20 protein-coding genes and 1 tRNA gene are annotated in these 21,269 nt (G+C 41.5%); 17 read left to right on the forward strand and 4 right to left on the reverse strand.

The features are described 5' to 3' along the window. Positions 1 to 356: 356 nt before the first annotated feature. Positions 357 to 3,233, reverse strand: a complete 2,877-nt coding sequence (locus C233_RS0103620; protein ID WP_051089629.1) for a triple tyrosine motif-containing protein — start codon at positions 3,231 to 3,233, stop codon at positions 357 to 359. A gap of 128 nt (positions 3,234 to 3,361) precedes the next feature. Then, positions 3,362 to 3,435, reverse strand: a tRNA-Thr gene (locus C233_RS0103625). A gap of 231 nt (positions 3,436 to 3,666) precedes the next feature. Here C233_RS0103625 and C233_RS0103630 point away from each other — a divergent pair. From C233_RS0103630 to C233_RS0103655, 6 genes are all read left to right on the forward strand, one after another. Continuing rightward, positions 3,667 to 4,194 carry a DUF4199 domain-containing protein gene (locus tag C233_RS0103630; RefSeq protein WP_018666054.1) on the forward strand — a complete coding sequence of 176 codons (528 nt, stop codon included), beginning with the start codon at positions 3,667 to 3,669 and terminating at the stop codon, positions 4,192 to 4,194. 68 nt (positions 4,195 to 4,262) lie between these two features. Continuing rightward, positions 4,263 to 5,216 (forward strand): glycosyltransferase family 2 protein, encoded by a 954-nt coding sequence (locus tag C233_RS0103635; protein ID WP_025068808.1) that lies wholly within the window; start codon positions 4,263 to 4,265, stop codon positions 5,214 to 5,216. 2 nt (positions 5,217 to 5,218) lie between these two features. After that, positions 5,219 to 5,704 (forward strand): DUF6452 family protein, encoded by a 486-nt coding sequence (locus tag C233_RS0103640; protein WP_018666056.1) that lies wholly within the window; start codon positions 5,219 to 5,221, stop codon positions 5,702 to 5,704. Then, a complete protein-coding gene (locus C233_RS0103645; RefSeq protein WP_018666057.1) occupies positions 5,673 to 6,440 on the forward strand; it encodes a DUF6048 family protein in 768 nt (255 codons plus the stop codon). The genes C233_RS0103640 and C233_RS0103645 overlap by 32 nt, the downstream gene beginning before the upstream one ends. Before the next feature lie 4 nt (positions 6,441 to 6,444). Further along, a complete protein-coding gene (locus tag C233_RS0103650) occupies positions 6,445 to 7,026 on the forward strand; it encodes a manganese efflux pump MntP (protein WP_018666058.1) in 582 nt (193 codons plus the stop codon). Positions 7,027 to 7,121: 95 nt separating this feature from the next. Further along, on the forward strand, positions 7,122 to 8,144 hold the full coding sequence (locus tag C233_RS0103655; protein ID WP_018666059.1) for an FAD:protein FMN transferase: 1,023 nt from the start codon (positions 7,122 to 7,124) through the stop codon (positions 8,142 to 8,144). A gap of 70 nt (positions 8,145 to 8,214) precedes the next feature. On the opposite strand, the gene C233_RS0103660 is transcribed toward C233_RS0103655, so the two are convergent. After that, positions 8,215 to 8,583 carry a DMT family protein gene (locus tag C233_RS0103660; RefSeq protein ID WP_018666060.1) on the reverse strand — a complete coding sequence of 123 codons (369 nt, stop codon included), beginning with the start codon at positions 8,581 to 8,583 and terminating at the stop codon, positions 8,215 to 8,217. Positions 8,584 to 8,613: 30 nt separating this feature from the next. Continuing rightward, positions 8,614 to 9,360 carry a tRNA 2-thiocytidine(32) synthetase TtcA gene (locus C233_RS0103665; protein WP_018666061.1) on the reverse strand — a complete coding sequence of 249 codons (747 nt, stop codon included), beginning with the start codon at positions 9,358 to 9,360 and terminating at the stop codon, positions 8,614 to 8,616. A 134-nt stretch (positions 9,361 to 9,494) separates the two neighbouring features. Here C233_RS0103665 and C233_RS0103670 point away from each other — a divergent pair, with 134 nt between their 5' ends. From C233_RS0103670 to C233_RS0103720, 11 genes are all read left to right on the forward strand, one after another. Beyond that, a complete protein-coding gene (locus C233_RS0103670) occupies positions 9,495 to 10,925 on the forward strand; it encodes a tetratricopeptide repeat protein (protein ID WP_018666062.1) in 1,431 nt (476 codons plus the stop codon). A gap of 6 nt (positions 10,926 to 10,931) precedes the next feature. Continuing rightward, entirely contained in the window at positions 10,932 to 11,408 is a 477-nt protein-coding gene (locus tag C233_RS0103675) for an NfeD family protein (RefSeq protein WP_018666063.1), read from the forward strand. A gap of 26 nt (positions 11,409 to 11,434) precedes the next feature. Continuing rightward, a complete protein-coding gene (gene floA / locus C233_RS0103680; protein WP_025068809.1) occupies positions 11,435 to 12,436 on the forward strand; it encodes a flotillin-like protein FloA in 1,002 nt (333 codons plus the stop codon). 92 nt (positions 12,437 to 12,528) lie between these two features. Beyond that, the gene (locus tag C233_RS0103685; RefSeq protein WP_018666065.1) at positions 12,529 to 13,407 is read left to right on the forward strand and encodes a nucleoside phosphorylase; all 879 of its coding nucleotides are present in this window, start codon (positions 12,529 to 12,531) and stop codon (positions 13,405 to 13,407) included. 869 nt (positions 13,408 to 14,276) lie between these two features. Continuing rightward, the gene (locus C233_RS0103690) at positions 14,277 to 14,483 is read left to right on the forward strand and encodes a helix-turn-helix transcriptional regulator (RefSeq protein ID WP_018666066.1); all 207 of its coding nucleotides are present in this window, start codon (positions 14,277 to 14,279) and stop codon (positions 14,481 to 14,483) included. Beyond that, complete coding sequence (locus tag C233_RS0103695) at positions 14,480 to 14,818, forward strand: HipA N-terminal domain-containing protein (protein ID WP_018666067.1); 339 nt, start codon at positions 14,480 to 14,482, stop codon at positions 14,816 to 14,818. Before C233_RS0103690 ends, C233_RS0103695 begins: the two co-directional genes overlap by 4 nt. Beyond that, the gene (locus tag C233_RS0103700) at positions 14,811 to 15,743 is read left to right on the forward strand and encodes a HipA domain-containing protein (RefSeq protein ID WP_018666068.1); all 933 of its coding nucleotides are present in this window, start codon (positions 14,811 to 14,813) and stop codon (positions 15,741 to 15,743) included. The genes C233_RS0103695 and C233_RS0103700 overlap by 8 nt, the downstream gene beginning before the upstream one ends. Before the next feature lie 51 nt (positions 15,744 to 15,794). Continuing rightward, positions 15,795 to 19,292 carry a hypothetical protein gene (locus tag C233_RS0103705; protein ID WP_018666069.1) on the forward strand — a complete coding sequence of 1,166 codons (3,498 nt, stop codon included), beginning with the start codon at positions 15,795 to 15,797 and terminating at the stop codon, positions 19,290 to 19,292. Beyond that, complete coding sequence (locus tag C233_RS0103710) at positions 19,270 to 19,719, forward strand: response regulator transcription factor (RefSeq protein WP_018666070.1); 450 nt, start codon at positions 19,270 to 19,272, stop codon at positions 19,717 to 19,719. Before C233_RS0103705 ends, C233_RS0103710 begins: the two co-directional genes overlap by 23 nt. Beyond that, a complete protein-coding gene (locus tag C233_RS0103715; protein WP_229127995.1) occupies positions 19,674 to 20,960 on the forward strand; it encodes a phosphorylase family protein in 1,287 nt (428 codons plus the stop codon). Before C233_RS0103710 ends, C233_RS0103715 begins: the two co-directional genes overlap by 46 nt. Positions 20,961 to 21,044: 84 nt before the next feature. After that, on the forward strand, positions 21,045 to 21,254 hold the full coding sequence (locus C233_RS0103720) for a helix-turn-helix domain-containing protein (RefSeq protein ID WP_025068811.1): 210 nt from the start codon (positions 21,045 to 21,047) through the stop codon (positions 21,252 to 21,254). Positions 21,255 to 21,269: the final 15 nt, after the last annotated feature.

Raw genomic sequence — 21,269 nt, forward strand, 5'->3', positions numbered from 1 at the left:
CTCAATACTGTTCCCATCAGAACGGTGCAAACATAGAGTAAAAAGAAAAGGGAGTAAGTTAAAGGCATAATTCTTTAATACATCAAGCGCAATAAAATAATACGCCAGCAATACGTCAACCAGGAATAACATACTGTAATACAGACAAGTATATTACAGCTATCAAATACATCAGAATGGATTATAAGGCACAAATCATGCCTTTTATATACGTTTCACAAATAAACCGGGAAGCCCGGACGATACGTTAATAGTAAAAAGGGAAGTTTAACCTGCCGAATACCGGCTGCCGATAAAAGCCGTATCTCCCGCCCTTCATACGGAACCGGAACAGAAAAGAGATGTACCAGGCCGGATTAGAATACATCATTCAAATAATCGAGCAAACTGTCTTCCCGTTCCAGTACGAATTTCTTGCGCAGGCGGTAGCGTATCGTCTCCACGCCACGGACGGATATATTGAGCAAGGGAGCTATCTCCTTGGTGGAAAGGTTCATCTTCAGATACGCGCACATCATGCGTTCGTTATTGGAAAGGTCGGGATGCCTGGCATGCAAACGTTTCATGAAGTTGTTGTGTATCAGGTCGAATTGGTCTTCTATACGCTTCAAGACTTCATCGCTCTGGATATTGGAGTCTATTTTGTTGTTAATGAGCAATAATTGCTGTCTGCCCTCGCGTGAGTTTTCGCCTTTCAGCATAGCGGTTACTTTGGCTATCTCGGATTTTATCTCGGTCAGCATCTCGTTCTTACGGACAAAATTTATCATCAGGTTGGCCATTTCCTGGCTTTTATGCTGTAAGTCGTACTCCAGCTTTTCTTTCTCCAATTGCATGATTTGATTTTCCCGACGTGCTTTTTCTTCTTCATACTCTTTTTCCATTTCATGCAATTCTTTGTCTTTTTGTACCACTGCCTGCCGCTCTTTACGCTTCACGCGAATATCATCCCAACGATACAGATACCACAACGCCAACAGTGCCAGGACAATGTAGCAGATGTATGCCGGAATACTGCGATACCACGGCGGCAGAATACGGAAGGATATTTCATCCGAGGAGGTCGTACCGTTAGGAAAAGTTACTTTGGCCTCGAATGTGTAGTTGCCTTCGGACAAATTGCTGTACTCTTTGGTACGCACAGCGGTAAAGTCCGACCAGGCGCCTTTATTCAAACGGTATTGAAAACGGATATCGTCTCCCATGGCAAAGTAAGAAAGCCCGTAATCGAAACGTACGGAATTCAATGAGTAGGATATGACAGGCTGGGGTTTATCGCCCAGAAAGTTGCCGGTATATACCAACGAGTCTTTAGGATAAGACAAATGCATATTCCTTATATATAAGGAAGGAACATAGTTCTGCTGTTCCCTTACAGCAGGAATGCCGAACAAGGCAAAACCGCTTTCATTGGGAATAATCATCAGGGAATCCGACAAAGGTATAATCGCCTCAAAAGCAGGAACCAGTTCTATCAAAGAGCGCTGAATAGGATTGATGCTCGTATTTGCTCCCCTTTTGTAAGCTCCCAGGTTGGCGATGCAAATCTCGTGCGGACTGAGGCTGATAAGGCGGTTATGATATTCTGACAGGCGTAGATACCCTGACGTACCGTTCAGCAGGTTATTCATCTCCGGACAAACTTCCATAATGTCTTTATAAGGGTTATATTTATAAATACCATGGGATGTGGCAAAGTAGATGCGTCCTTCTATCTTCGAAAGGTATATGTCATGATTGGAGGGTAAGCCGTCAGCTATTCCATACTCTTTTTGACGGATAACTCCGGATAAATCGTCGTTCAACTCTATCCGGGTGACATGGTCGGTATTATAGACCCATAAAATCTTGCCGGTTTCCTGCTCGAAAAGGCGGCAAGAATCCCCTACTCCTTCTATCTTGCAGACGGTCTGCCACTCGCCGCCTTTTTTGGCAACCAGATAGATGCCGTTGTACACTCCCACATACATCTTGTCGGAGCATCCCATTACAGGCTGGCAGCACCAGGCTCCGGTTATATCCGTTATCCGCTCCATGACCGTACCCCGGATAAGGAAAAGGCCGCGGTCGTGCAGACAGAACAGCTCGCTGCCCACCCTGCACAAATTCCATACCTGTCCGCTGGACTGAGGGACAGGACGGATATCGGGCAAATTCCCGTTCAGCTTTACGGGATAGGCGGTGTAGTAAAGTCCGCGGTTGGTCCCTAAATACAGGGTTCCGTTTTCTACGGCGGCGGTATATCCCGTACCATACGAATACGGGTACGAATATAAATTGGTAAAGGTGGAATTCAGGCAGACATAATCGATTCCGCTATCCAAGCCTGCCCATAGATTGCCCGTAACATCAAAGGAGACGGAAAGCACCGTATTATTGCGCAGGCCGTTGTTCTCATTAAAGTATTTAAGCTGCATCGTTGTACAGTCTATCAGCACTACTCCTTTATGAATAGTACCTAAAACAATCTTGTTCTCTTTGCCGGCAACGCAGAATATCTCATTGTCGTACATGAAATCTTCCGCACCGGTCACCAAGGGCTGCACGGTTTTTCCGTCGCAATAATACAAGCCATTGTATGCCGTTGCCACCAGTATGCCGTTTTTGTAGGAGATGATACCGCGAATTCTTTTAGAGGCTAATATATCCGCTCCCTGCAAGGGGAAGAAAGTATTTCCGACCAAGAACCATACACCATGGTCTGTACCGATATAGAGGATACCGTTCACCATATTCGAACAGTCTATTTTGGCATTCATCCCAATGGCGGTGTATCGTCCGTTCAAGTATTTAACGACACGGTCATCGCCCTGGAAGTACAGTATATTGTCTGTTTCATGAATTCCCCATACATTCCCCAAAGAACGGCAGGAAGCGTCCAGGGTATCGGACATGCAATGATAAACCAAAGAGCCGTCCGTACCCGGCTCATAATAGCCGAATTCATTAATCCCGCCGGCATATATTTTTTTCTGAGTGGCAGATACCAGTACCGACCGTACATCCGAGCCGTTATTTATCGGAAAGACGCTCCATACATTGCCGTCGAACTGCAGCATGCCGTTCTTGTTGGCAAAATATACCCACTTGTCATCATAAGGGGCTATCTGCCATGTCTGCGCGCCCTTACCATATAGGTTCTTGTCAAAGTTGACAATAAAACTGTTCCAGCCGGCAAATGTATATAGTGAAGAAGAGAGAGTGAACAATAGCATGAGCAGCTTATGCAGCATCAGGAATCTCATCTGTTTCATAGTATCTTATAGTTTACCGCAAAGGTATTCTTTTTTTCCTCCCCCGGAAGCGCAACGGGGAGAAAAACAAAAATGAGACATATCATTTCTGACATGTCTCATTTTCGAGCCTCTTGTCGGATTCGAACCAACGACCCCGAGATTACAAATCACGTGCTCTGGCCAACTGAGCTAAAGAGGCGGGTGGGTAAGCTTACTATATCGCGCCGCTACAACCAACTACCTTTGCTGCGATCAAGCCCTGGAGGATTCGAAGGGAGCTGGCCGTATAGGACTTACCCGTGTTTGCGGGTGCAAAGGTAGATATTTTTTTTTATCCCGCAATACCCCGTCCTAACTTTTTTCAACTTTAACAAGAATACAAAGGCTACAACCAATATTATTTATAACTTTGCGCCATATTTCTAAGAAAATGGCAGCAAATAAAGGTTACATGCAATATGCAATGTTGTTCGGCACTTATTTGGGGGGGTATTGGATTTTAAAGTTCATTCTCTTTCCGCTGGGGCTGACAATACCGTTTTTATCTTTTCTTTTCGTAGGACTTACATTATGCGTACCCTTCATGGGGTATTACTATGTACGGATGTACCGTAACACGGTATGCGGCGGAGGCATCGGCTTTCTGCATGCCTGGATATTCACCGTATTCATGTACATGTTCGCCGCACTGCTGACGGCTGTGGCTCATTTTATTTATTTCCGTTTCATAGACCACGGTTTCATCATCAATGCCTACGAATCGCAAATAGATATCCTGAGGCAAAGCGGCGTACCGGACATAGAAGCCTATACGGACTTATTTCAACAAACGCTGGATACTGTAAAATCGCTCACACCGATAGATATTACCATGCAGTTGGTATCATGGAATGTGTTCTGCGGCTCGTTGCTCGCCCTTCCCACCGCTTTATTCGTTATGAGACGCAAAAAAGAATGACGGGAAGTGCCGGTTTTTAATTCTGGATTATCAGGTATAGTGTAATTAGTAAAATCGTAAATAAACAAATGGATATTTCAGTCGTCGTTCCTTTATATAATGAAGAGGAGTCTCTTCCGGAATTGTTCGCATGGATTGAGCGGGTGATGAAAGCCCACGGCTTTTCTTATGAGGTGATATTCGTCAATGACGGAAGCACCGACCGTTCCTGGCAAATAATAGAGCAGTTGCAAGCGAAATCGGACGTAGTACGGGGGATAAAGTTCCGCCGTAATTACGGCAAATCGCCGGCGTTGTATTGCGGTTTCGAGCAGGCGCAGGGAGATGTCGTGATTACAATGGATGCCGATTTGCAGGATAGCCCGGACGAGATACCGGAGCTGTACCGCATGATTACGGAAGACGGCTACGACCTGGTGTCCGGCTGGAAGCAGAAAAGATATGACCCGCTGTCGAAAACCATTCCTACGAAACTGTTCAACGCTACGGCACGCAAAGTTTCCGGCATAAAGAATCTGCACGACTTTAACTGCGGGCTGAAAGCCTACCGCAAGGAGGTTATCAAAAATATTGAGGTGTACGGCGAAATGCACCGTTATATTCCTTATCTTGCAAAGAATGCCGGTTTCAAGAAAATCGGCGAGAAAGTGGTGCATCACCAGGCGCGGAAATTCGGCAAAACAAAGTTCGGCGGCTGGAACCGTTTCTTCAACGGATACCTGGATTTAATATCCCTCTGGTTTCTTTCCACTTTCGGCATCAAGCCCATGCACTTTTTCGGTATATTGGGGTCGCTGATGTTCTTCATTGGTTTCGTTGCCGTAATCATTGTGGGTGCCAGCAAGCTGTATTACATGAACCACGGTATGCCGTACCGTCTCGTAACGGATTCTCCTTACTTCTACCTGTCTCTGACATCTATGATTATCGGAACGCAGTTGTTCGTGGCAGGCTTCCTCGGCGAGCTGATATCCCGCAATGCACCGGAACGTAACAAGTATCAAATCGAGAAAATGATTTAACCATGAAAGCTTTAATCAGATTTATCATATTCGGGGTTATTCTTTTCCCTGTTTTCAGTATAGTAATATCCTGCTCGGAAGAGGCGGACTGCTCTATGGCTACACGTGCCATGATGCAATGTTACCTTTACACATTGAATCCCGAGACACAGACGGTATCCAACGATACACTGGATTCGCTGACGGTTACGGCCTTCGGCACGGATTCTGTCATCATCAACAACCAGAAAAAGGTGCATGACCTCTCGCTGCCGCTGAGATATACCGCGGACTCCACCGTACTGGTATTCCATTACAGCAAGACATTGACAGATACGATTGTTGTACGCCAAACCAATACGCCCTATTTCCTGTCTATGGACTGCGGTTATCAGATGAAGCAAGCCATTACGGATGTCCGTTACAGTCGCCACAGCCTCGATTCTATTCGCATTGCAAATAAAGAAGCCGGAATTTATGGAACAGAGAATCTTAAACTATTCTATTAGCCTGGCATTCTGCTTGCTGCTGTTCCTTCCGCTACAAGCACAAGATAACAGCACCTCGGCTCCTCCGGCAAACACTCCGCCCAAAACGGAGAAAGATGATGCCAAGGAGGAGGTGTACTATCCGCTGTACAATGGTGTTTCTGTAAGTGTAGATTTGTGGGGGCCCGGCAGCAAACTGCTCGGAAGCGATTTTTTCAGCAGTGAAGTGGCTGTGGATGTGAACCTTAAAAACCGTTTCTTCCCAATCGTAGAGTTAGGATACGGTACTACGGATACCTGGAGCGATAAGGGTATACATTACAAGACCGGTGCGCCTTATTTCCGCATCGGCATGGATTATAACGCGCTCTACAATAAGAAACACGGACATATGATACTCGTTGGCCTGCGCTATGCAGCTACCAGTTTCAAATACGACGTGGAATCGCTTGCCGTCAATGACCCTGAGTATGGCGGTAGCTTGGGTAATCCGAATTTAGTAGACGGAATCTGGGGGAACAGCCTGCCTTTCGATTATAAAGGGATGAAAGGTTCGATGCAATGGGCTGAATTCTGCGTCGGCATACGGGCGCATGTATGGAAAAGCCTGTACATGGGCTGGGCGCTACGCTTTAAATTCCGCCTGAAATCTTCCGTTGCCGAGCATGGAGACCCGTGGTATGTACCGGGCTACGGCAAATATAACGGGAATACGACAGGCGTTACTTATACGATAACCTATAAACTACCATTCTAAGGCAATGACAGGATTGGAAATCTGGCTGCTTGCGATAGGACTTGCAATGGATTGTTTCGCCGTATCCATAGCGAGCGGTATCATATTGAAGCGTGTCCGGCTACGCCCTATGTTGGTTATGGCAGCGGCTTTCGGCTTCTTTCAGGCACTCATGCCGCTGCTCGGCTGGATAGGCGCCAGCTTTTTCAGCCACCTCATCGAAAGTATAGACCATTGGATAGCTTTTGCCATTCTGGCTTTCCTGGGTGGGCGTATGGTCTTGGAATCTTTCAAAGATGAAGATTGCAGGCATGAGTTCGACCCCACCAGCCTGAAAGTAGTCTTGGCGTTGGCAGTGGCTACCAGCATCGATGCTCTGGCAGTAGGTATTTCGTTCGCGTTCCTGGGTGTCCGCGGCTTTTCGGCCGTCCTGCCTCCTATCTGTATCATAGGGCTGGTGTCATTCGTTTTGTCATTCGTAGGACTGACGTTCGGCATCCGGTTCGGTTGCGGCATTGCCCGCAAGCTGCGTGCAGAACTTTGGGGCGGCATCATCCTTATTGTCATCGGTACGAAGATATTGACAGAGCATTTATTTTTCAGTTAAACCGAAAATTTGCAAGAAAGCTGTGAGGATGAAAGCCGGATACCGGAGAAGAAAAAAGATTAACGGTTTGATTCATTAATTTAGCAGTAGATATTATGGAGAAGAAAGCACAACGGAATTTTTTATGGGTTGCTTTGCTTGTATTAGGCACTATCGGGATACTCGCACGACACAATCGCACAGTTCCTTACCAGACCGTCAGCGGACTGATTTTCGGAACTGTCTACAATATAACTTATCAGTACGACGGCGATTTAAAAGCCGAAATAGAAGCAGAACTCAAGCGGTTCGACGGTTCATTGTCTCCATTCAACGACACGGCTACCATTACGCGTATCAACCGGAACGAAAACATTGTTCCCGATACTTTCTTCCTCAATGTATTCCGCCGCAGCATGGAAATATCCCGGGAAACCGAAGGTGCTTTCGACATCACAGTAGCTCCATTAGCCAATGCCTGGGGGTTCGGCTTCAAGAAAGGGGCATTTCCGGACTCTGCCATGATAGACAGCTTATTAGATATTACAGGTTATTCGAAAGTTACCTTATCGAACGAAGGGAAAGTAGTAAAGCAAGACCCGCGTATCATGCTTTCGTGCAGCGCCGTAGCCAAAGGGTATGCGGTGGATGTTATCGCACAACTGCTGGAGAAGAAGGGTATCGGCAATTTCATGGTAGACATAGGCGGAGAGGTAGTAGTACGTGGAGAAAACCCGAAGAACAGTTTATGGCGTATCGGCATCAACAAGCCGGTAGACGATTCGCTTGCCATGAACCAGGAACTGCAAACCGTATTGCATGTTACCGATGTAGGTATAGCCACTTCGGGCAATTATCGTAACTATTATTACAAGGACGGTAAAAAATATGCCCACACCATAGACCCGCGTACAGGATACCCGGTACAGCACAACATCCTGTCGGCTACCGTAATTGCCCGCGACTGTATGAGTGCCGATGCCTATGCCACCGCTTTCATGGTTATGGGGCTGGAAGAAGCCGAGCGTTTTGCCGATGCGCATCCCGACCTCGATGCATGTTTTATATACAGCGATGAAAAGGGTGAGTTCCAGATGTTCCAGACAAAAGGTATGGAGAAGTACATGACGGGGAAATGACAGGTGGAGATACGCTTGGCTTCATTCCGGAAGGGGGTATCATAAGGAAGCTAATCGCTTTCTTCCCGACTTATTTATAAAAAACGAAATACACCGCCAGTACCAGGCAGATGAATGCGGCAAAATGATTCCAGTGCAGGGACTCGCCTTTAAAGAGTACAGTGGTGAATATCGTAAAAATAATAAGTGTCACTACTTCCTGGATTACTTTCAACTGCATCAGCGAAAAGGGACCGCCATTACCGATAAAGCCTATGCGATTTGCCGGAATCTGGAAAGAGTATTCTGCGAGAGCTATCATCCAGGAAAACAGGATAACCGCATAAAGTGGCCAACTGGATATTACTTTCATTTCCTGCAACTTCAGATGTCCGTACCAGGCGAATGTCATAAATACATTGGAAACGACCAACAGCAAAACGGTATAAAAAGCTTTCATATAGCAATTGGATATTAATAATCAATAGTTTTATTTCATTTTTTTCGGCAACAAATCTTCCTGTACATTACTCATGCTCCCCCATAGGCTATACCGTGCCTCGGGGTTCATTTCTTCCAGCCGATGCAAAATATCCTTCATCGTACTCCGACTGGATTGCGACTCGTAAGGGCAATTCTTCATTTGTTTCCGGTATGCCCTTATCTCTGCCAATTCTATCAGGTCTGCTTCGTGTACAAGACACATCGGACGGATAATCGTCATATCGAACTTTTTCATCACTAACCGTGGCGGCATCGAGCTGAACGCTCCCTGATAAGTGATGTTCATCAGCAAAGTTTCCAGAATATCATCCATATGATGCCCTAATGCTATCTTATTGCATCCCTGCTCTTTAGCTACTGTAAACAGAGCCTTGCGCCGGTTCCAGGAGCATAAAAAACACGGTGATTTACGGGTATCCGTACTTGCGTCGAACTCCGTCTCATATAGTACAAAAGGTACTCCCCACGACTCTGCATAGTTCCTAAGATAGCCTGCATCGCTCTGATAAGGAATATTTTTCATCACTACATGGACGGCGACTACAGAAAACTTCGGCTTAAAAATCCGGGCACGGCGAGCCAGCAGTTCAACCAGCGCCAGGGAATCTTTTCCGCCGGAAAGCCCCACAAGAATCCTGTCGCCTTCTTCTATAAGCCCATACTCCACTACTCCTTTGCCGAACCGTTTCTCAATACGCCGCAATGTCTTCTCTTCCTCTGTAAACCGTGTCATAAGAATCTGTTGAAAATCGGCTGCAAAAGTAACTGAAAAGAATCATTTAAAGAAGAATTAACATAATAGAATCACGGAAATCAACTTTATTCCCGATAAATTTGTATTTTTGAACTCATTAAAAGATTTTTAGCATGAAGAAACAATATATACTGCTTTTGTTGTTTGGCTTACTGGGAATACATGTTTCAGCGCAAACTCTTGCACAGGCAAAGGCATTGTATGAAAAAGGCCGGTATGAACAGGCAAAACCTGCCTTCAAAAAATTCGTAAAATCACAGCCCAATAACGGAAACTACAATTTGTGGTACGGTGTATGTTGCTTGAAAACCGGAGAAGCGGAAACAGCTATAAAGTACTTGGAAACAGCCGTAAAACGCCGGGCTACCAGCGGACAACTTTACTTGGCACAGGCTTATGATGCCACTTACCGGTTTGAGGATGCCGTCAACACCTACGAAGAGTATATTACCGAACTGGCGAAAAGGAAACGCTCCACGACCAAAGCGGAGAAACTGTTAGAGAAGAGTAAAGCCAATCTCCGTATGCTGAAAGGGGTGGAACAGGTTTGCTTCATCGACAGTTTCGTCGTAGACAAGAAAGATTTTCTGGAAGCATATAAACTCAGCCCCGAATCGGGCAAACTGTTTATGTACGATGCCTATTTCGGAAATACCGGCGGTAAAGGCGGCACTGTGTACGAAACAGAATTAGGAAACAAGATTTATTACAGTGAATTGCAAAAGGACAGTACGCTCAACATTCTGTCGCGCAACAAGATGCTGGACGAATGGGGCAAAGGCAATATGCTCCCCGGTATCATCAACGAATCCATGAATGCCAACTATCCGTATGTATTGGCAGACGGCATCACCATTTACTATGCTGCAGACGGTCCTGCATCGATGGACGGCTACGATATCTTCGTAACGCGTTATAACATGAATGCCGATACTTATCTGACTCCGGAAAATGTGGGAATGCCTTTCAACTCCCCTTACAACGATTATATGTATGTTATCGACGAATTCAACAACCTGGGCTGGTTTGCATCCGACCGCTACCAACCGGAAGGAAAGGTCTGCATATACGTGTTCATTCCCAATGTATCCAAACAGGTGTACAGCTACGAAAGTATGGATAAAGATAAGCTGATAAAACTTGCCCGGCTTCATTCCATAAAGGATACCTGGACAGACGCAAGCCTGGTAGCCGATGCCCGGAGGCGTCTGCAAGAAGTAATGCAGGAAAAACCGGAGGCAAAGAAGCGCCATGAATTCGAGTTTGTAATCGATGACGGTCACATTTATTATAAGGCTGCCGATTTTCGTTCTCCGCAGGCAAAAGCACAATTCAAGAAATATCTTCAACTAAAAGATAGTTATAACCAGCAGCAGAGTAAATTGGAAAATCTGCGTACCCGATATTCACGTGCCAACCAAAGCGAAAAGAACGATATGGCTCCGGCCATACTCGATTTAGAAAAACGGGTAGAACAGTTGGTTGCCGAGATAAACCGGGCAGCTATTCAAGTGCGCAAATTAGAAAAGCAAACCATTAAATAGAACTCTATGGACATCTTCATCATCGCAATATTGGTCGTTGCAGCAGTTATACTGTTCCTCGTAGAATTATTCATAATACCGGGTATCAGTATTGCCGGTTTCCTGGCAGGCGGCTGTATCATTTATGCCAATTATTATGCTTTTGCCAATTTAGGGACGGCAGCCGGTTTTATTACACTCACCGTATCTGCCATAACCTGCATAGGCTCGCTTATATGGTTCATGCGTTCTAAAACCTTAGACAAGATAGCATTAAAGAAAAACATCACCTCAAAAGTAGACCGCAGTGCCGAAGAAAAAGTAAAGATTGGCGATACCGGCATTACCACTACCCGCCTCGCCCTCATCGGGTATGCCGAGATAAACGGGGATATCGTAGAGGTGAAATCCACAGACGGTTTCCTGAACGAAAAAACACCTATTGTAGTCAATCGTATTACGGACGGGGTAATACTCGTAGAAAAGAAAAACAATCATATTTAAATTATAAATTATTAACAACTAAAATCATGGACCCAAGCACAATGTATCTCACTGCCTTCATTATCGTAGGCGGTATCATTTTCCTGGTACTGTTTTTCCATTATGTACCATTTTTCCTATGGCTGTCGGCTAAAGTTTCCGGAGTCAACATATCATTGGTACAGCTATTCCTGATGCGCATCCGTAACGTACCGCCTTATATCATTGTGCCAGGTTTGATTGAAGCGCACAAAGCCGGCCTGAGTAATATCACCCGTGACGAGTTGGAGGCGCACTACCTTGCCGGTGGACATGTTGAAAAAGTAGTGCATGCACTGGTATCCGCATCTAAAGCCAACATCGAACTACCGTTCCAAATGGCAACTGCCATTGACCTTGCCGGGCGCGATGTATTCGAAGCTGTCCAGATGTCGGTAAATCCAAAAGTAATCGACACGCCTCCCGTTACTGCCGTGGCAAAGGACGGTATCCAATTAATTGCCAAAGCACGTGTAACCGTACGTGCCAATATCCGTCAGTTGGTGGGTGGTGCTGGTGAGGATACCATTCTTGCCCGTGTGGGTGAAGGTATCGTATCGTCTATCGGTTCTTCCGAAAATCATAAATCCGTTCTGGAAAATCCGGATTCTATCTCCAAACTGGTGCTTCGCAAGGGACTGGATGCCGGTACTGCCTTTGAAATCTTGTCTATCGATATTGCCGACATCGACATAGGTAAGAACATCGGCGCCGCTTTACAGATTGACCAGGCAAATGCAGACAAGAATATCGCCCAAGCTAAAGCGGAAGAACGTCGTGCCATGGCTGTTGCCAGCGAGCAAGAGATGAAAGCCAAGGCACAGGAGGCGCGTGCCAAAGTTATCGAAGCTGAAGCTGAAGTACCCAAGGCTATGGCGGAGGCATTCCGTAGCGGCAACCTGGGTATCATGGATTATTACCGCATGAAAAACATCGAGGCCGACACTTCGATGCGCGAAAATATCGCCAAGCCGTCAACCGGAACATCCAGCCAACCATTGAGCAAGTAAACCGGCAAAGTCGTCGATATAAACGCCGGGGCCGGTGAACAAAAGCCGGTTGCCGGCGTTTTCTCTTTATAAACGAACTAATATCCTGCCATATGAAAAAGTATTTTGCATCTTCCGAACTAATTATCAATGAAGACGGTTCTGTTTTCCATTTACATGTAAAGCCCGAATGGTTGGCAGACAAAGTTATCCTTGTAGGTGACCCCGGTCGGGTGGCATTGGTAGCTTCTCATTTCGAAAACAAAGAATGTGAAGTGGAGAGCCGTGAATTCAAGACTATTACGGGTACTTATAAAGGTAAACGCATTACCGTCGTTTCTACCGGCATCGGTTGTGACAATATAGATATTGTCATGAATGAACTGGATGCTCTTGCCAACATCGACTTCCAGACACGGGAGGAAAAATCTCATCTACGTCAACTGGAATTGGTGCGTATCGGTACTTGCGGTGGCTTGCAACCTTACACTCCCGTAGGAACTTTTATCTGCTCCGCCAAATCTATCGGTTTCGACGGCCTGCTGAATTTCTATGCCGGACGCAACTCCGTCTGTGACCTACCTTTCGAACGTGCTTTCCTTGACCATATGGGTTGGTCGGGGAATATGTGTGCCCCCGCCCCTTACGTCATCGACGCAAACGCAGAATTAATAGAGCGCATAGCCAGTGATGATATGGTACGTGGTGTCACTATCGCTGCCGGTGGTTTCTTCGGTCCGCAAGGGCGTGAACTCCGTGTGCCTTTAGCAGACCCGCATCAAAATGAAAAAATAGAGAAATTCGAATGCAATGGTTACAAGATTACCAATTTCGAAATGGAAAGCTCTGCACTGGCCGGTCTGAGCCGCCTAATGGGACACAAAGCCATGACGGTTTGCATGGTAATCGCCAACCGTTTGATTAAAGAAGCCAATACAGGATATAAAAATACGATTGACCACCTCATTCTGAAAGTGCTCGAACGCATTTAAATAGCTTGCTACAAAGCTTTAATTACTTTTCACAGTTTTTTCTAGGGAGCTAATGAATGGGAGTTACTATCTTATTCCCCCTCACCTATTGTTGTTATACACGATTGAATATTTCGTTATAGCGACAACAGGCAAGGAAAGGATTAGCAATATTTGAGTGGGTGATTTATCTGTTTAAAAATAATAATTCTAATTTTCTAGTATGGATATAACGACAAGTTGAAGTTTGTCGTATGGCTAAGAGGGGAGTATTATTTGCCGATACAGCATATTTACATCACTGATTATCAGTGGCCATTCATTTTAATCGGTACAACCTCTGTTTTGACAAATACACAGAATGTAGGGACAAATGCAAATCGTTGTGTTTCATTGTTTTGCATATACGTGTTGTACCGCTTCTTTTTAGCCCTTTTGTAGAATGTCCGCTATCAGATACAATGTATTGAGTGATAGGGCATTTCCGCAGGTATGTTACAGAACGCTTGTTGGACGCAAAGATAGTGGTTTTCTTGGGATTTCTGTGGTTTGCGGTGTGGTTTTTCTTCCCAAGAGGGTACTTGATAATAGAATTGATCATAGAACTAGGGAACTTTTGTAGAATACACATTTGATTCGCTTGAAAAAGTGTAGAACAATTGGTAATATTCGTTTGGAAAAGTGTAACAAATCTGTTTTATTCGCTTAGAAAAGTGTAAAACTATATGCGTTATATTTGTTTTTAGCCTTAATATTAATGTCTCAATCTTCATTAGATTATACCCTGTCTGATATAATTGCTATAATAAACCAATAAATTATACCCATACTGATATAATATCGAATATTTGTGCTAACTTTGTACCCGAAGAGGTGTAAAGTATGATGCTATGAATAATCTTTCTACTACGGTCAAAATGTTGCGAAAGCAATATAATCTGACGCAAGAAGAACTCTCGTTGAAGTCGGGGGTGGGGTTGCGCTTTGTGCGAGACCTTGAACAAGGCAAAGAGACGCTACGTCTCGACAAGGTGAATCAACTTCTTGACTTCTTTAATTATGAAATGGTTGCCACTCAAAAAAACAGTAATCAATGAGACAAGCCCATATATTTTATAAAGACCAATTGGCTGGTATTCTGACTGAAAACGATGCTGGATATGAATTCCGTTATTTACCAGAATATATATCTCTTGAAACGGCAAAGGCTGTCAGCCTGACATTGCCTTTACAGGCAGATGCATATACAAGTCCTATGTTGTTCCCATTTTTCGACGGTTTGATTCCTGAAGGATGGTTATTGGATGTTGCACTGCGGAATACTGACATAAGTATTCTTGACCGGATGTCGTTGCTCTTGACCTGCTGTAAGGATTGTATCGGAGCGGTAAGTGTTGTTCCTATGGAAGAAAAGGAGGTAAGCCATGTGTAATTGTCTGTATTGTTATCGTCCGCTCCTGAGGGGGGAAAAGGATATGCATCAGGCTTGTTTAAAGAAGTTCTTCGGAACAGCAACATTGCCTGTTCTTGATTATACGACAGAACAACTTGATCAGCTTGCTCTGCAAATCATTCAAGATCAAACCTCTTTGACTGGTGTTCAGCCGAAGTTGTCCTTGCATTTGAAAGAGCATGAGGGCAGCAAACGATTGACTATTGTTGGTCTATGGGGCGGTTATATTTGTAAACCACAGACCTCGCAATATGAAATGATGCCTGAGGTTGAGGATTTAACCATGCATCTTGCAGAGGTGGCACGTATTGAGGTGGTTCCTCATACGCTGATGCGGATGGCTGATGACACGCTATGCTATCTTACCCGTCGGATTGACAGAACTTCTGCCGGAGAGAAGATTGCGATGGAGGATATGTGCCAACTGACGGAAAGGCAAACAGAGCATAAATACAAGAGCAGTTATGAACGTATCGGCAAGGCTGTTTTGAAATACTCGTCTTTATCCAAAATGGATGTTACCAATTTCTTCGAGTTGGTGCTTTTCTCTTGGTTGACAGGAAATAACGACATGCACTTGAAAAACTTCTCTTTGTATGAGATGGCGGATATGATACGTTTAACTCCTGCTTACGATTTATTAAATGCGGCTATCATTAATCCCAAGGATGATGAAGAGTTGGCATTGACCTTGAATGGTCGGAAGAAAAAACTTCAAAGAGAGGATTTTATTAGGTCAGCAGCCACGCTGGGTATAGAGAATGTGATTGTAGAGCGATTGATAAATAAGTATGTCAAACTATTGCCCAAGTTTGAGACTGTCATTCAAAGCTCTTTCCTAAGTGCTGAATTAAAAGAAAAGTATGGTGAATTGTTGAAGGAACGGCTTAAACGACTTTTATAGGCATCTAATAATACAGCAGAAACTTAAACAGTAAATTATTACACATGTAATATGATAAATAAGCAATTTATTCCTCAAGTATTACCTCCAAAGGTTAAGTCATCTTGGAAAGATTATCAACTAACAGAAGCTTTCCTTTCAATGAAAGGTGATAAGAAAAAATGGTCAGAGATTGCATTTACATTGAAGTATACAGGAAACAATACTTTGATTAATTTGACATTGGGTAGTCTCTTTAAATCACACCCTATTTTAAATAGTGTTATATGGGGAAATACAGTGCCCAAACGGATAGAAGAACTTGGTACAGGTTGGAATCGTTATTTCTATAAACCTCAATCAGTAGAGGTTGAAATCAACTGGGTATTACAGTGTTTGAAGAAACATAAAAACATTTTAAAACAATTCGTTTCTTTACGTGACAAGATTGAAAAATACATTCTTTTGGGGGAGTATTCGAAAGCGGAATCATTATTAGAAGAATCTTTAAGGAGTATAGGATATACTGTTTGGTATTATGAGATGCGACTAACTATAGCTGGGCTTCAGAATGATCTGTCAAAAGCCATTGGAATTATTAGCAATTTTAATACGATCCATAAAGATTTAAAGCGTGGAATTGTTCCAATAATATTATCAAATATATTTTCAAGGAGTCAACGTTCCGTTCCTTCTTACGAGTATGATACAGAGCTGTATTCACGGTATAAGAAAAATAGAACTGAATTCCAAAACGATCGCTATAATTACTATTTATTTCGTCTGAACTATTATCAAAATTATAACATAGACGATCTTTCTGTCGCATTAATGATGGAAAGTTTGAATTCTGTGATAGATAGGTATATATTGATGGATTATATTCTGCGATCTTATAAAATAAAAAATGTAAACAATGATGGTATTGTAAGTGATTTTGCTACAATGCTCTATGACATAACCTCAGATCGCCGTTGGATGCCGTATATTTTACTTAGTAAGTGTGAAAATTTGCCTAAAGAATATTACGATAAAGATTTTATATCCATACTTGATAAATATTATACAGGAGAATATGATGATGTGATTTCTGAATGTAAAGAATTTATTTCTAACAAACCATATCATTTTGATGTCCTAAAGTTATATTGTAGAGCTTTGTTGTTCAAAAATAATGGTTTTAAGCAAATAGCCAATAATGCTGATTCTGTTTTGAATGAAATTGCAAGTTTGATTTATTCTGTTATGACCGAACAAGACAATGCCGTGAGTCTTGATTTATTGTATCAACGTTGCAAAAACTTGTACGGTTTAAGTTTTGCATGTGGATTAGATTATTACATAAAAGAAGAGAAAAAGTGGGATAAGGATCCGTGGCTCCATTTATCAACTATGAGTTGTTTTGATCCGCTTTTTACTACTACTTTTGAGGATAATGCAGAAAAGCTGATTTATTTGGATTGGGGGCTAAAACATGGTGAAGGATCAGTTGTTATTCCATATCAAAAAAGAAGAGTAGAGAAATTAACTACAGAGGAATCAAAAGTTGTTGCCTATATACGTGAAGTAGATAATGCGAAAATTACTTTTGAAAACAAAGAATATGAAAAGGCAATAGTGTTATGGAACTCCATAATTGAAAAAAACACTGAATATATACCTACTGTACAAACTGCAGTTGAATATACATTTATGTCGTACATAAATATGGGGGTAGCATATCGACAAAAAGCTATCCGTTTTTATGTAGAGAAGTATATTGAGAATAAAGCTTTTGTGTCAAAAGTAGATACAAGACAATTTATGATGGATATTAAGAATTCAAGATATGAGGGTTTAAAAAATGATATTGATTTCCTAATATTTATTTTATTAAATGCAGAGAACTATCCTCAAAAACAGTTTGTATTAGAAAGTTATTGTAAATATGAAAATGCAACATATCCGTCAGATTTATTGGATAAACTCAAAAAGAGAGATCATAGGAAAGTAGAGTTGTTTTTATATTTACTTGTCACAGATGATTTATTGTATCATCACTATAAGCTAAAAAGTACATTAGATGTGCTTGATGAAAAAATAAAGATTGTCAGCTATCTGAAAAGTGAATTTCTCCCAAATGATCTATATTCCAATATGTGTACGGAATTAATGCATGAAATAGTTGCATACAGAGGAATGAAAAAACTAGATGATAGTAAGATTTTTGTAAATGAAGATGCGATAATGAAATATGAACTATGTAAGATTGACGACTTGTATGACAGATTTAAAAAACAGGCAGCCTTGGCTCGCAGTAATAGAGTTTTTGTACTAGTTAATGGTAGTGATTTTTCGCATAACAATGCAGCAGACTTAATTGACGATATTGCTACTTATTCTAACAATGCGATTGAAGAAGTTGCCCTTCAAATTTTTAATGTAATTAGATATGCATTCTTGAAAAGTAGATTTGGTTTAGGAACATATTTAAGTACACGAATTCGGCATGGGGTATTTGAAGGGGAATTAAGATCCGATTTTGAACGATTGAATCTTATATTAAATCAGTCGGGCCAACAATATATGCCTTCAGATTATTGGTCCGTTGAGTATTCTTTAGATTCGGAAATGCGTAAAAACTTGTATCAAGCACAAATGAAATTTTCTCAAAATATTGATTTTCTTATATCTACGTTTAAGGATTCTGTTATTCAAATTCGTGTAGATGAAGACGATGGAAGGCAGGGAGAATTTAATTATGCTGTAAACACGAAAGAATTATGTGATCGCTTGATGGATATTGAATCTAAGACTCAAGATCGGGAATCATTTTGTAAGAGTGTGATGACTTATCTTTGGGAAATAACAGAAAAACGATTGGAAATTATTAGAGAGAGAATTACGGATCAATTAAAGCCAGATATATTTAGATATTTGCAAACATTAGAACTTTGCATTGATTCTCTTTCTGGTCATAACACTTTGACTGCAGATTTAAAAACGGCAATTAATAATGCAAGAGCAGCTTTGACCAATAAGTTAACAAAGGTAGAAAACTGGTTTCATAGACAGGAAACGAAGTTTGAAGATTTTGATATTGAGAATCATATTCGCATGACTATGGAACAAGCTGCAAGGTATTACTCAGATGTTCAATTTGAAATGAATGTAAAAATGGTGTCTCTGCCTGCTCAAATACGTTCTGAATATAGTTCTTCTATGTTTGATTTATTTTTTATTTTCCTAACAAATATGTTAAAATACAGCAAGGAAACAAATCAGAGAATTTTTCAAATCAATTCTCAAATGCTGAATGATGATATAATAAAAATATCACTGATAAATGATCTTCAAAGTAATATTCAAGAAAATGAATTGAATCATCTTTTTGAAAAGAAAATGAATGATATTGCAAAATTACAGCAGGAAGGTGGCAGTGGCTTGGTGAAGGCTATGACTATTGTAAAATATGACTTTGGTAACACGAATAATACTTTTACAATTAAAGCTATTGAAGGTAAGTGTGTTGTTAATGTATTGTTTAATATAAAAGACATGCTAGTTGATGAAAAAAATATTATTAGTTGAAGATTATGAAGAGAAAGCAAGTAATATACTTGCTTTTCTTAAGCAAGAGTTTTCTAATTATAAAGTTATACAATGTACATCGTATAATTCTGCGCAAGAAGAAATATTTGAACACGGGAGTGATTACTCGCTGATATTGTTGGATATGTCTATGTCAACCTATGATTTGTCTACAGATGCAAGTGGTGGATTACCTGAGCCTTCTGCTGGTCAATATATTCTTGAAGGAATGTTTCTTCGACAAATTATGACCCCTGTTATTGTTGTTACAATGTATAACGTATTTGGTCGTAAACAGTTGGAGGCTTTTGATATTGATCTTAAGAAAGACTATCCTCAAAATTACAAGTCTTATGTGTACTATTCTTCGCAAAAAAACGATTGGAAGAATCAATTAAAAAAACAAATAAAAGAAATTATAGCATGATCCAAATTTTAATATTAGACGATAGTCAAGATAAGAGAAACTCACTTAAGTCTGTTATCCAACCTTTATTTCCTCAGGGTGAAATAGTGATTGATGAGGCAAGTTGTTTGGTTGATGGTAGAGAATTGCTTCAGACAAAGGCATATGATATGCTCATTCTTGACATGGTGCTTCCTGAACATCGGGAGGGTTTAGAAATTGAGATGAATAGACGTGGTGGCGTAGAGTTGTTGGAGGAAATATACATTAATCAAAGTATAAAGAAGCCAATCCAAATAATTGGCTTGACAGAATATGAGGAAGAATTTTCTGAACAACAGAAGGAATTTAAGGATAAATTGTGGTATTTGTTGTTTTATTCACGTAAGAACAACGAATGGAAGATTCAACTCAAAGATAAAGTCTGCCAGTTAGGACAAATGAAGAAAGATCTAGAAGCATCTATCAAAAATGATAGTATTTATGATTTGGGAATTATTTGTGCATTGAATGAGGAATTTATAATGATGCAAAAGGCATTTGTTGGGTGTGAATGGGAAACTATACAAGTTGAAGGACTTCCATATGTATTTAAGACGACCAATATTACAAGTAGTCATTTAAAAGATTATAGTATTATAGCAGCATGTGCAAATAAACCAGGTATTTGTGCAACTTCAATTCTATCCTCTACCATGTATAATCATTTTGGAGTAGGTACAATTTTTATGACAGGTATTACTGCGGGGATAGATAATGGTGATATCGCATTAGATGATATTATTATAGCTGATGCAATACATGATTATGCTTCGGGTAAACTTAAAGAACAGGTGTCTGGCGATATTAAATTCTTGAAAGAAATGAATCAGATACCTGCAAATCATAGTTTGATTGCATTGGTGGCTGAGTTTATATCAGATCCTGTACATTTAAGAGATATAAATGACTCCATTCATGATGCTAATCTAAAAGATGAAAAATCAAATGTGTCTGCTTGTATAGCCAAAACAGTCTGTGGTCCTTTTGTTGTTGCTTCTTCGTCTGTCGTAAAAGACTTACAAGAGGACGAGCGAAAATTACAAGCACTTGATATGGAGGGATTTGCTCTTTATGCAACAGCTCATACTCTTGGCAAAAAAGCTCTTTGGATTAAAGCTGTATCTGACTTTGCCGATATAAAGAAAGCTGACGGACATCATAAAACTTGTTGTTTTGCAAGTGCTACTTTCTTATATGAATTTATTAGAGAAATGCTATAAGTAAAAGATGTTTCGATATTGGCAAGGCAATTCTGATTATTGAATATAATTCACTATATTTGCATGACAAAATCGTATCAAAGAATGAAACTGAATAGAATAAAGGCAGTCCTTTTAGAAAAAGGCATTTCTCAAACGTGGTTAGCCAAACAGTTAGATAAGAGTTTTAGCATGGTCAATGCTTATGCTTGCAATAGGATTCAACCTAATTTGGAAACGCTTCAGCGGATTGCCGAGATTCTACAGGTTGATTTGAAGGATTTGATAACTGATAAAAAGGAAAGACTACAATAGAACTTAAAGCGATTT

Origin of the sequence: Bacteroides gallinarum DSM 18171 = JCM 13658 (assembly GCF_000374365.1) — a bacterium.
GTDB lineage: Bacteria > Bacteroidota > Bacteroidia > Bacteroidales > Bacteroidaceae > Bacteroides > Bacteroides gallinarum.